Source organism: Nonomuraea rhizosphaerae, assembly GCF_019396405.1.
GTDB lineage: Bacteria > Actinomycetota > Actinomycetes > Streptosporangiales > Streptosporangiaceae > Nonomuraea > Nonomuraea rhizosphaerae.
On sequence record NZ_JAHKRL010000072.1, the window covers coordinates 1 to 11,705 of the forward strand.

General features: G+C 72.9%; 9 protein-coding genes and 2 pseudogenes. 6 read left to right on the plus strand and 5 right to left on the minus strand.

From position 1 onward, the window contains the following. Positions 1-505: 505 nt before the first annotated feature. The 3 genes and pseudogenes from KME77_RS30455 to KME77_RS03385 all read right to left on the minus strand — a co-directional run bounded on the left by KME77_RS30455 (position 506) and on the right by KME77_RS03385 (position 4,741). Positions 506-1,501, minus strand: a pseudogene (locus KME77_RS30455) (IS256 family transposase). A 263-nt stretch (positions 1,502-1,764) separates the two neighbouring features. Beyond that, positions 1,765-3,459, minus strand: a complete 1,695-nt coding sequence (locus tag KME77_RS03380; RefSeq protein WP_219461831.1) for an AMP-binding protein — start codon at positions 3,457-3,459, stop codon at positions 1,765-1,767. Positions 3,460-3,508: 49 nt separating this feature from the next. After that, positions 3,509-4,741 (minus strand): erythromycin esterase family protein, encoded by a 1,233-nt coding sequence (locus KME77_RS03385; protein WP_219461833.1) that lies wholly within the window; start codon positions 4,739-4,741, stop codon positions 3,509-3,511. Positions 4,742-4,823: 82 nt separating this feature from the next. Between KME77_RS03385 and KME77_RS03390 the strand changes: the two genes are divergently transcribed. The 3 genes from KME77_RS03390 to KME77_RS03400 all read left to right on the plus strand — a co-directional run bounded on the left by KME77_RS03390 (position 4,824) and on the right by KME77_RS03400 (position 8,853). Then, on the plus strand, positions 4,824-5,558 hold the full coding sequence (locus tag KME77_RS03390) for a TioE family transcriptional regulator (protein ID WP_219461834.1): 735 nt from the start codon (positions 4,824-4,826) through the stop codon (positions 5,556-5,558). 70 nt (positions 5,559-5,628) lie between these two features. Beyond that, the gene (locus tag KME77_RS03395; protein WP_219461836.1) at positions 5,629-6,933 is read left to right on the plus strand and encodes a serine hydrolase domain-containing protein; all 1,305 of its coding nucleotides are present in this window, start codon (positions 5,629-5,631) and stop codon (positions 6,931-6,933) included. An 87-nt stretch (positions 6,934-7,020) separates the two neighbouring features. Next, complete coding sequence (locus KME77_RS03400; protein ID WP_219461837.1) at positions 7,021-8,853, plus strand: serine/threonine-protein kinase; 1,833 nt, start codon at positions 7,021-7,023, stop codon at positions 8,851-8,853. Between the two features lie 58 nt (positions 8,854-8,911). Here KME77_RS03400 and KME77_RS30180 read toward each other — a convergent pair whose 3' ends face one another. Then, entirely contained in the window at positions 8,912-9,109 is a 198-nt protein-coding gene (locus KME77_RS30180; protein WP_308250527.1) for a hypothetical protein, read from the minus strand. Between KME77_RS30180 and KME77_RS03405 the strand changes: the two are divergent. Both KME77_RS03405 and KME77_RS03410 read left to right on the plus strand, forming a co-directional pair. Continuing rightward, a pseudogene (locus KME77_RS03405) lies at positions 9,099-9,543 on the plus strand (carboxylesterase family protein). The gene KME77_RS30180 and the pseudogene KME77_RS03405 sit on opposite strands and share 11 nt — an antisense overlap. Then, positions 9,498-9,740: a beta/alpha barrel domain-containing protein gene (locus KME77_RS03410; protein WP_219461843.1), complete on the plus strand. Its 243-nt coding sequence runs from the start codon at positions 9,498-9,500 to the stop codon at positions 9,738-9,740. Before KME77_RS03405 ends, KME77_RS03410 begins: the two are co-directional and overlap by 46 nt. Positions 9,741-9,750: 10 nt before the next feature. On the opposite strand, the gene KME77_RS03415 is transcribed toward KME77_RS03410, so the two are convergent. Beyond that, positions 9,751-10,638: a PhzF family phenazine biosynthesis protein gene (locus KME77_RS03415; protein ID WP_219461840.1), complete on the minus strand. Its 888-nt coding sequence runs from the start codon at positions 10,636-10,638 to the stop codon at positions 9,751-9,753. A 155-nt stretch (positions 10,639-10,793) separates the two neighbouring features. On the opposite strand from KME77_RS03415, the gene KME77_RS03420 reads away from it, so the two are divergent. Further along, a partial coding sequence (locus KME77_RS03420; RefSeq protein ID WP_219461841.1) for an ABC transporter permease subunit occupies positions 10,794-11,705 on the plus strand: 912 nt, incomplete at its 3' end.

The following is an 11,705-nucleotide window of genomic DNA, read 5'->3' on the forward strand; positions in this document are numbered from 1 at the left end:
CTCAAGGTCAGGGCCTCCTCCCTGGCCCACCTCGAAGGCGTGCTGGAACAGATCGGCAAACACGGCCTGATGGACACCCACATCGTGCTGTCCACGCAGTACGACGACCCGCGCGTACGCCGGAACCCCCCCGTACAACCTCAGCAACATCCGCTGGTCACGGGCTGCGTCCTGAAGGAAGCAGTGTGTCCTTCTCCCCATGTGGCGGCTCCTGTCGTTCGGCGAAATCGGCTTCGATCCGGTAGACGGCGTGGTCAGCGAGCCGCCGGCCGAAGTGGTTGTAACGTAGCGTGGTGGCCAGGTTGGCGAACCGGGCGGCGACTTGGACCTTCTCCCACGGGTTCCGCAGTTCACCTCGTTACTGGCGACACGCACGCCCCTGACCTCGGACGATGTCAAGGATCAAGGCGTCGAGCGCGGTGGGTCACGTCCCGCGGAGTGGTGTAGTTCGGTTGTCGCATGAGGCTCTGCTGGGTTGACTATGCCGTCATCAGTTCGGTGTGTGTCACCCCTGCTGGTCGGTGCTGGGTGCCGTGATGAGGGCCATGGAGCTTTCGGACAGGTAGTGGCGGTCGGCAACCTGCCATCCGTCGTGGGCTTCGGGTTGGGGAAGACGCCGGCCACGTCGGTGCGGCGTTTGATCTCCTTGTTGAGCCGTTCCAGCGGGTTGGTGGACCAGATTTTTCCAGTGCGCGGGTGGGAACGCGGTGAAGGCGAGGATGTCGTCGGCGGCCTCGTGCAGCATCGTCTCGATCTTGGGCAACTGGCGGCCGGGCATGGCGGCGATCACGCCGAGCTGGTCGCGTACCGTCTATGGGGTGGGCTGGGCGAAGATGGTGCGGATGGCTGCGGCGACCATCCCGGCCGAGCCCTTGGGGACGGTGACGAGCACGTTGCGCAGGAAGTGCAGCGACACCTCTGCCAGGCGGCACCGAGCAGGACCGCGCCGATGGAGATGAGCAGGCCGGCATGGGCGTCGCTGATGACCAGCTGCACCCCGACCAGACCGCGGCCCTTGAGCGAGCGCAGGAACACGGTCCAGAACGCGCCGTCCTCGCTGTCGCCTACGGAGAAGCCGATGACTTCGCGGCGGCCGTCGCCGGTCACTCCGGTGGCCACGGTGACGGCTTGGGAGACCTCCGACTTGGAGATGCCGGAGTCGGCGCCGAGGGCTTTGACCAGGTCGTCGACCTTGCGGGTGGACACGTCGTGCAGGTAGGCCTCCATCACCACCGCAAACAGCGCCTGATCCACCCGGCGGCGGCGTTCCAACAGGCTGGGGAAGAACAGGCCGGTGCGCAGCTTGGGGACCTGCAACTCCAGATCGCCTGCGGTGGTGGTCAGCATGCGCGGCCGATGTCCGTTGCGCTGCGCGGTGCGATCCTGAATGCGCTCGCCTGGGGGCGGCGCCGATCACCGCGGTCAGTTCCGCCTCGATGAGGGCTTGGCAAATGGTCTGGGCGGCGTGCTGGATGCGCTCGTTCGCCTCGGAGTTCTTCAGTACCGCAAGGACTTCTCACAGGGCAGACTGATCCAGGGCCATCGCGTTGATTCTCCTCTACGTGCGACTTGACGGTTTTCACGCAGAAACGTCACACGATGGCCTGCCTCGTCGAGGGCACGGCCTCCTTCGTGGCCAGATCCACACCACTCGACGGGACGTAATCTGGCACACAGGGGCACACTCTGAACGCGGGCGAATGACCGCTGTTGCGATCGCGGCCCCAGGTTACGGTGATGCTGGAAAATCGGTCCGGCCGCGGCTCACGTCTTTCGACGCGGCTCCGTGAGCCGGGCGCGGTCCACCTTTCCCGCCTGGTTGCGGGGAACGCTCTCGATGAACTCGACGTCCCGTGGGGCCTTGAATCCGGCCAGTTCCGTCTTGACCGCCTGTCTGATCTCGTCGGGCGACAGGGTGACGCCCGGCTCCGGGACGACGTACGCGGCCAGGCGCTGGCCGTACTCCTCGTCCGGCATGCCGAGGACTGCCACGTCGGCGACGCCGGGGTGGCGGGCCAGGAGGTTCTCGACCTCCTGCGGGAAGACGTTCTCGCCGCCGGAGACGATCATGTCGTCCTCGCGGCCGTCGATGAACAGCAGCCCGCCCGGGTCCCGGTGCCCGAGATCACCGGTCGCCAGCAGGCCACCCGGGTTCTCCTGGGGTTGTTCGCGACCGCCGGAGTAGCCGCCGAAGGTGAGGCCGCCGCCGACCAGCACCCGTCCCACCTCTCCCGCGGGCCGTTCGCGGCCGTCCTCGCCGGCGATCACGACGGTCGCGCCTCGGGTGGGCCGTCCGATGGTGTCGGGGGCGGCGCGCAGGTCGGCGGGGGTGGCCAGGGTGACCCAGCCGGCCTCGGTGGAGCCGTACAGGTTGTGGAGGACGTCGCCGTAGCCGTCCATGAACGCGGTGGCGAGGTCGGGCGGCAGCGCGGACCCGCCGGAGACGACCGCGCGCAGGTGCGGCAGCGGCCGGGGGCCGGCGGCCAGCAGGCGGCGCAGCATGACGGGCACGGCCACCAGCGCGCCGGCCCGGTGCTCGGCGAGTGCGCGCAGCACCGCCCCGGCGTCGAAGCGGCGCATGAGCACCACCGGGCAGCCGAGCACCAGCGCCACGCCGTACCAGAGCAGGCCGAGGCCGTGGAACAGCGGCGGCGCGATCAGCATCGGCTCGCCGGAGCGCAGCGGCACGGTGGCCAGCATCGAGGTGAACGGCTCGGCCAGCGCGCCCGCCGACAGCCGCCGCGTGGCCCCCTTGGGCGCGCCGGTCGTCCCCGACGTCAGCAGCACCAGCCGCCCGGCCCGCGACGGCACCGGCGGCTCGGCCTCCGCCCCGGCGAGTCCCGTCCCCGCCGCAGACGGTCCGGCCGCCGCCGTGAACGGCCCGGTTCCCCCCGCAGACGGCCCAGTCCCCGCCGCAGACGACCCGGTCCCCGCCGCGGACAGCCCGGTCGCCGTCCCGGTCAGCTCGTCCGGGCGTACGGTGGGGAAGTTCACCGGCGGCAGTTCCGGGGCCGCGATCAGCGTGTGCGCCCCTTCGCGCCGCAGCACGTCACGGAGCTGGGGGCCGGCCAGTCCGGTGTTCACCAGCAGCAGGTCCGCGCCCAGCCGGGACACCGCCGCGACCGCCTCGACGAACCCCCGGTGGTTCGGCCACATGACCGCCACCGTGCGCCCCGGCCCCACCCCGGCCTGGTGGTACAGGGCCGAGGCCAGCCGCGCCGCCCGCTCGTCCAGCTCGGCGAACGTCAGCGACCCGTCCTCGTCGATGACGGCCGTACGGTCCGGCCAGCGGGCGGCGGCGACGGCCACGCCCGTGGCGAGGGTGACGTGGAAGTGCCGGTACGCCTCCACCATGCGCGCCAGTTCGGCGGGCGGGACGGGGCCGAGCAGGCCGTTCCTGGTGTACGTGGCGACGGCCTCGGCGCCGAACTGGCACAGCTCCGCCAACCTGGTGAGCATCGGTGACCACCCCTTCCAGAAGTGGACGCATACCCCCAGGACAGGACGCCTATGCGGGGTGCTCCCCGGTGAGCCGCTTGAGGAAGACGATCCCGTCCGACCCGCCGAGGAGTCCGGGGTCCAGCGGGAAGTAGCCCTGGCGGGTGAAGTCGCCGGTCCTCATGGCCGGCGCGGACTCCCCCAGCTCCGCCGTCAGGCGATCGGTGCGGACGAGCCGGCTCTCCGGCAGCGTGTCCAGGACGGCCTCTACGGTGCCGGGCTCCGGGGCGCCGAGCCCCCATCGGGGCGCGGCGCCGACGGCGGTGGCCAGGAAGGCGTACCGGTCGCCCAGCCGGGCGGCGACGATCGCCCCGGCGCTCCACCAGTCCAGGTCCTGCCCGGCCAGCCGCCAGTGGCTCCGCGCCCGCTGGAGGTGGCTGTTGTGGGCGAACACCATGACCGGGCCGTCGGCCAGGAGGGCGTCCAGGTTGTCGGCCATCATCGTGTCGCGCAGCCGCATGAGCCGGGGCAGCCTGGCCGTGGTGGTGTCGCCCATCGCGGCGTGGTAGCGCAGCAGCCCGGCCGCGGTGCGCGCGTACAGGCGGGCCCGCCGCCAGTCGTCCAGCGACGTGGCCGCGACGAGGGCCGGGGTGTGCGCGGTGAGCAGGGTGCGCAGGTCGTCGGCGATCAGGCGCAGCTCCGCGACGTCGGCCGGGCGGGCGAAGCCGACGGACTGCGCCGGGTCCAGCAGCGCGGCCTGGCTGCTCCACGGCTCTTCGTCGCCGATCAGGGTCTCGACGGCGTCGATGGCGTACGGCACCAGGCCGGCCTCCAGGTGGGCGGACAGGTAGCGGTGCAGGGCGATGAGCGCCTGCCTGGGGCTCGCGGCGCCGCTCATCTCCAGCGGCCCGTCGAACCCGGCGAACCGCAGCCGCTCGCCGGCGGGAAGGCCCTGGTTGTGCTCGCGCATCCACCGGACGAGCTCACGGCCGGCCGCCGACCCCTCGAAGCCGGGGCTGAAGCCGTCGCGCATCACCTCGTCGAGCGATCCGACGCCGTCCGCGACGTACGCGTCCACCGTCAGGCCCTTCAGGCAGTCGCTCTCGACCGCGACCGACCGGTAGCCCTCGTGCTCGGCCAGGTGCCGGAAGAACTCGTTGCGCAGCCGCAGGAAGTCCTCCACCCCGTGCGCGGGCTCGCCGAGCGCGAGCAGCCGCGGCCGGGCGGGCAGCGACCGGAGGAACCCGGCCAGCGCGTCGCGGGCGCCCTCGCCGTCCGCGAACGTCCATCCGTCGAATGTCATGCCGAACTCCCGTCCTGGTAGCGATGCCTTCTACGCTATCGCTGAACTACTTGTGTAAACTTGGTCGCCGACGACGGCGACAATGCCCGGGAAACCTTCAAAACGAGGAGACAGCGTGAGACCGGTGGACCTGGCTCGCCGGCACGGCCTGTCCACGCAGGCGGTGCGCAACTACGAGGAGGCGGGCATCCTGCCGCCCGCCGGCCGCACCGCCAGCGGCTACCGCGTCTACACGCCGCTGCACGCCGGGGCGCTGCGCGCGTTCACGGCCCTCGTGCCGGCGCACGGCCACGCGACCGCGACGGCGATCATGCGGGCGGTGAACGAGGACGCCGTGCGGGAGGCGCTCACCCTGGTCGACGAGAGCCACGCCCAGCTCCTGAACGACCGGCGGACGCTGACGGCCGTCGAGAAGGCGCTGCGTGACCTGTCGGGCACGCCGGAGCCGGTCGCGGCGGGGGTGACGTTCGTCGGGCCGCTCGCCCGGCAGCTCAGGATCCGTCCGGCGACGCTGCGCAAGTGGGAGCGGGCCGGGCTGGTCCGCCCGCGGCGCGACCCGAAGACGGGGTACCGCGTCTACTCGGCCGCCGACGTCCGTGACGTCCACCTGGCCCACCAGCTCCGGCGCGGCGGTTACCTGCTGAGGGAGATCTCCCTGCTCCTGGACCAGGTGCGGGCGGCGGGCGGGGTGGCGCCGCTGGAGTCGACGCTGCGCGAGTGGCACGAACGGCTCACCGCCCGCGGCCTCGCCATGCTCGCCGGCGCCGCCGAACTCCACTCCTACCTGCGCGAACGAGATGTCATCGATTCGGCATGACCGCTGTCATACGGACCCGGTGACTCAGTGGACTGACCTCCGGCGTCCCTGAGGGATCAGGCTGTCTGCCATGACATCCAGATGGGACAACAGGGTCACGCGCCGGGTCAGGGCGGCGCTGGCCACGGCCGCCGCGGGCGCGCTGCTCGCCACAGGGGCCGCGCCCGCCGCGACCGCCTCCGCCGCGGTCTCCCCCGCCCAGGTCTCCCCCGGCGACAAGCTCGGCGGGCGCGCGTTACAGCAGTCGCTGGACGCCGTGCACGAGGCGGGCCTGTACGGCCTCTACGCCGCCGTACGCGACGGGAGCCAGGCGTGGCGCGGCGCGGCGGGCGTCGCCGACGTGGTGACCCGGCGGCCGGTGCGGCCCGACATGACGCACCGCGTCGGCAGCATCTCCAAGACGTTCGTCTCGGTGGCGATCCTGCAGCAGGTGGCGCGCGGCACGATCGACCTGGACGCCCCGGTCGCCCGCTACCTGCCGGGGCTGATCCCCGGCGAGCGCGGCCGGCGGATCACCGTGCGGATGCTGCTCGACCACACCAGTCACATCGGCGACTTCGTCGCGGGCGCGTTCCCCTCGCTGGTGGCCGGCTCGGGCGCCAGCCTGGACGAGCACCGCTTCCGCCGGATCACGCCGATGGAGCTGGTCAGGTTCGGTCTCGACGCGGCGCCGACCGGGGAGCCGGGGGCGACGCCCGGCTCGTACGCGAACGTCAACTACGTGATCGCGGGCCTGGTGCTGCAGAAGGTCACCGGCGTCGACGCCGAGCAGTACATCACCCGCAACGTGATCCGCAAGGCCGGGCTGCGGCACACGTCGTTCCCGCGCACGCCGTTCATCCCGGGGCCGCACTCCAAGGCGTACGAGTCGCTGTACGGGCTGATCGACCCGCCGCGTGACTACAGCGTGTACGACATGTCGTGGGCGTACATGGCCGGGGCGATCGTGTCGACCATGGACGACCTCAACCGGTTCTACCGGGTGCTGCTGCGCGGCAAGCTGATCGACGGCGCGCGGCTGGCCGAGATGCAGAAGACGGTGCCGGTCTCGGTGGGCGGGTTCACGCTCGACTACGGGCTGGGGATCTATCCGCTGGATCTGCCGTGCGGGCGGTTCTGGGGGCACGACGGCGGCGTGTTCGGGATGCTCACGCAGTCGCTGACCAGCCAGGACGGGAGGCGGCAGGCGTCGTTCGGCCTGAACCTGTCGAAGTACCAGCACCTCAACGACGACGGCACCCTGGAGCCGAGCCCGATCGACGACGCGCTGGTGAACCACCTGCTGCTGGCGACGTGCGGCCCGGGCGAGGCCAGGACGCTCGACGCGCGGCGGGTGCCGCTGTTCCCGACGGCGGGGCTGGCCGTCAAGCGCTGACCGGCCTCTCCCCGGCGCCGGGTGGGCGGTGATCCCGGCCGTCGCTGTTGACGGACAGATCGCCGTCCATCCGGCAGAATCAGGACCATGCAGACGCCGTCCCAGCCGCGCGAGGGCAACGGCGTGGCCGGGCGCCTGCGTCCCCTGCGGGCGAACGACCCGCGCGAGGTGGCCGGTTACGCGTTGCGCGGGCGGCTCGGCGCGGGCGGGCAGGGCACGGTCTACCTGGGCGTCACGGGTGACGGGCGGCAGGGGGCCGTCAAGCTGCTGCACGCCCATTTCGGGCCCGGCACCGACGCCAGGCGTAACTTCCAGCGGGAGCTGGCGGCGCTGCGACGGGTGGCGCCGTTCTGCACGGCGCGCGTGCTGGCGGCCGACCCCGACGCCGACCCGCCGTACGTGATCAGCGAGTACGTGGACGGCCCGTCGCTTCAGGAGGCGGTGCGCGAGAACGGCGTGCTGCGCGGCGCGGACCTGGACCGGCTGGCCATCGCGACCGCCACCGCGCTGGGCGCCATCCACGCGGCGGGCGTGGTGCACCGCGACTTCAAGCCCGCCAACGTGCTGCTGGCCGCCGACGGCCCCCGCGTCATCGACTTCGGCATCGCCCGCCCGCTCGACGCCAGCACCGCCACGGCCAGCGGCGTGGTGGGCACGCCCGCGTACATGGCGCCCGAGCAACTGGCCGCGCATCCGGCGGGGCCGCCGCTGGACATGTTCGCGTGGGCGTGCACGATCGTGTACGCGGCCACCGGGCGGCCTCCGTTCGGGCACGAGCCGCTGCCCGCGGTGATCAACCGCATCCTGAACGCCGAGCCGGACCTGGGTGACCTGGGCGGGGCGCTGCGCGGGTACGTGGCCGCCTGCCTGAACAAGGACCCGTCGCGGCGGCCGAACGCCCAGCAGGCGGTGCTCGGGCTGATGGACAAGCACGGCACCACGCCGTTCTACGGGCCGCCGCCGGCCTCGCACAGGTCGTACCCGCCTCGGCCCCGCTCCGGGCCCGCCACTCCTCCGCCCGCCATGCAAGCGACGCCCTCGGCCATGCCCGCGACGCCACCGGCCGGGCACGCCACGCCACCAGGGCACGCGACACCGCCGGGGCACGTGACCCCGCCGCCGGGGCGGACGGGCCCGCCGCCGCCTTCCGGGACGCCGCGCCCCCTCAAGGACGCGTTGCCGCCGCCCGGCCAGACCCCGTGGCCGGGCACGACGCCGCCCGCCGCTCCCCCGGTCACGAACCCCTCCCCCCGCAGCCGGAGCACCGTGGTCACCGGCGCGGCGGCCGCGGCGGCCCTGGTCATCGCCGTGGTCGCGATCGCCGTCGTCGTCTCCAACTGGGGCCGCGGCGAGCAGGTCCGCACCGGCCCCTCGCCCAGCCCGTCGCCGTCGGCCAGCACCACGCCCGCGGCCGAGGTGCTGCGCACGCCCCGCATCGGGCTGGAGTTCTGGCAGGACGGCAAGCCCCGTCCGCTCGCCATCACCGACGACAAACCCGTCACGACCGCCAAGCTGGAGCGCCGCCCGTTCGAGCTGCGCTTCCCCACCCTGCCGCAGAACACCCCCGCCAAGGTGTGCGCGTTCACGGCCGACTCCGTCTTCGACATCACCGCGGGCGGCAAGGTGAGCGACCATCCGTGCTTCCGGCCCGGCACCGGGATCGCCGACTACGAGCAGGGCTCCGGGACGCTGTACGTGCGCGACGACGGGCACAACAACCTGGCCGGCACCCGGGTGACGCACCGCTCGGCGACGCAGGACGCGGTGCTGTTCTCGTCGGTGTTCAGGAACGGCACCACGACGCTCATGGCCGACCAGCGCCAGGACCTGTACCTGACGGTCTTCATCGACCTGGACGGGGACGGCGTGTTCAAGCAGGCGGGCGAGGGCGAGTACGACTACGTGATCCTGGACTTCTGAGCCGCCGCTCCACCACTCCCTGGACCGGCACCCGTGCGCCCGAAAAACTATGCATGTCTTACACGAAAACTCCCTTGATCGATAACGGGAGGCCGTAAGCCATGAAGACCTTGCTGAACCGCCTGCTCAGCCCCCGCCGGACGTGGATGGCGTCCATGGCCGCGCTGACCGCCGTCCTCACCGCCACGCCGTTACCGGCGACGGCGGCGGGCGACCCGTCGGTGGCCGGCACGGCGTCCGGGCGCGTGCACGGCACCCTCAAGGACGACCATCGGCTCTTCCAGGGCATCCCGTACGCGGCGCCGCCCGTCGGCGCCCTGAGATGGGGCTCGCCACGCCCCGCCGCCGCCTGGACGGGTGTGCGCGACGCGCCCCGGCCCGGCCTGCCCGCAGGACGCGGACTTCATCGGCGACAGGCCGAGCCTCACCGAGGACTGCCTGTACCTCAACGTGACCACGCCGCGGCGGGTCACCGCGAACCTGCCGGTCATGGTGTGGATCCACGGAGGCGGCTTCCTGGGCGGCTCGGGCGCGATCTACGACTTCGGGCTCGCCGTCGAACGGGTCCGGGCGGCCGTCGAGGTCACGCGCGGGCCGCCGGTCCCGCTCGTCTGTACGCGCCCGGCCTGCGCACCCTCGACCGGATGCGCGCGGTCGTCTCGTCCGTCGGCAGGCCGGTCAACGTGGTGATGGGGTTCGCCGACCCGTCGATCACGCTGGAGCAGCCGGCCGGGATCGGGGTGCGGCGGGTGAGCATCGGGGCCGGGCCGGCCCGGCTCGCGCTGCGCTCGTTCGTGGACGGGGCCCGGGAGATGCGGGCGGGCCGGTTCGGCTTCGTCGAGGACATGGCCTCGCTCCAGGAGCTGAGCGAGGCGTTCACGTCCTGAGCGCCCGGTTCTACAGGTGCAGGTGGCCGGTGGCCGTGACGACCGCCGCGCCCGCGATCTGCGGGGCCGGGCCGTCGGTGTGGACGGCGATCAGGCTGGGCCGTCCCATGGCGTGGCCCTGCTCGATCGTCACCGTCGCGCCCGCCGGGACGACTCCGGCGGTGGTGAGCAGGCAGGCCAGCGGGCCGGCGGCGGTGCCGGTGGCGGGGTCCTCCCAGATGCCGACCGTGGGGTTGAAGAAGCGGGCGTAGGCGGTCGAGCCCTCGTTCACGGGGTCGAGGCTGAACACGTAGCAGCCCTCCCCGCCCGCCTCCTCCAGGAAGCGGCGCAGGCGGGGCGCGTTGGGCTCGGCCCGGTCGACGGCGGCGCGGTCGCGGACCGGGACCATGAGGTGGCCGGCGCCCGTGTCGACCACCTGGGTCGGCAGGTCCGCGACCAGGTCCCGCTCGGCCAGGCCGAGCGAGGCGGCCAGCTCGCCGGGGTCGCCCGGCTCGCGCTGGAAGTCGGGCGGCGCCTGGGTCATGCTGATCGCCACCGGGCCGCCCGCCGCCATCTCGATCCGCAGCGGCAGGATCTGCTCGCCGACCTCCTGGCGCAGCGTCGTGGCCCCCTCCTTCAGGTCCAGCCGCCCCTGGGCGGCCAGCAGCCACCACGCGCCGAGCGTGTTGTGCCCGGCGCCGAAGACCTCCGCGCCGATGGGGGTGAAGGAGCGCAGCCTCCGGTCGGCGTCCTGGCTGCTCGCGGGCAGGACGAAGGTGGTCTCCGACTGGTTGAACTCGCGGGCGATGCGCCGCATCGTCTCCACCGGCAGCACCTCCGCGTCGCTCACGACGGCCACCGGGTTGCCGGTGAGGGGCTCGCTGGAGAAGACGTCCACCATGGCGAAAGGAATGTTCATGAAGGTCATTGTGCTGGGTCCGCGCCGGGTGGCGGCACGGCCCCCGCCCGAGCGGGCGGGCGAGGCGTCGGCCGCGCAAGTTCGCCGGGTATGCCCAATGCGCTTGAATTGCGCGCTCGCCCCCGAGGATGATCGCGGGTATGCGAGGTCGAGTCGTGGTTCTCGTCTGGGAAGGCCTGCTCGCGATCGTCACGGTCGCGATGCTCGTCGTGGCGCTCACCACAGCGCCTGGCCGGCATCTGGTCAACGTTCTGTCGCTGGCCGGGCCGCTGGGGCTGATGGCGACCGGCATGGCGCTGTCCTTCCGCACCGGCACGCCCAACCTCGCGGTCGGGTCGATCGCCGCCTTCACCGGGGCGCTCACCGCGGTGATCCTTGTGGAGCAGGGGCAGGGGATCGTGGCGGCGGCCGTGGCGCTGCTCGTCGCGGCGCTGGCCGGGGTGCTCCTGGGGCTGTTCACGGCGGCGGTCTCGGCCCCGTCCTGGGCCGTCACGCTGGGCGCCGCCACGGCCGTCGAGATGCTGACCCTGGCGCTGACGGACACGCGGGTGGTGCCCGCGCCGTTCTTCGGTGACGTGCCGGGCTGGTTGTGGTTCGTGCTGTTCGCGCTGATCTCCATCGTCGGCGCGCTGGTCCTGCCGTCGCTGAAGCTCGGCTCGCCGTTGCTCGGCGCCGTCGTCGGCCTGGGCGGGTCGAGCCTGCTGGCCGGGCTCGGCGGGCTGGCGCTGCTGGCCCGGGTGCAGGCGGCCACGCCTGGTTCCGGGTTCACCAACACCGTGATCGTCCTGGCCGCGGTCCTGCTGGGCGGGGTGAGCGTGCACGGCAGGCGGGGCGGCGTGACGGGTGTCGTGCTGGCCGTGCTGCTCCTGGCGCTGGTGCAGGCACAGTTCGCGCTGTGGGCCCTGCCGTTCTGGGTGTTCTCGCTCATCGCCGCGCTGGTGGTGCTGGGCGGGCTGCTGGCCGGCCGGCTGGCCGAGCTGGTCTCCCCCGAGGACGCGCCGCCTCAGCAGCCGCCCCGGCAGCCGCCCGGGCCGCCTCTGCAGCCGCCCCCGCCGCCCGCGCCGTTC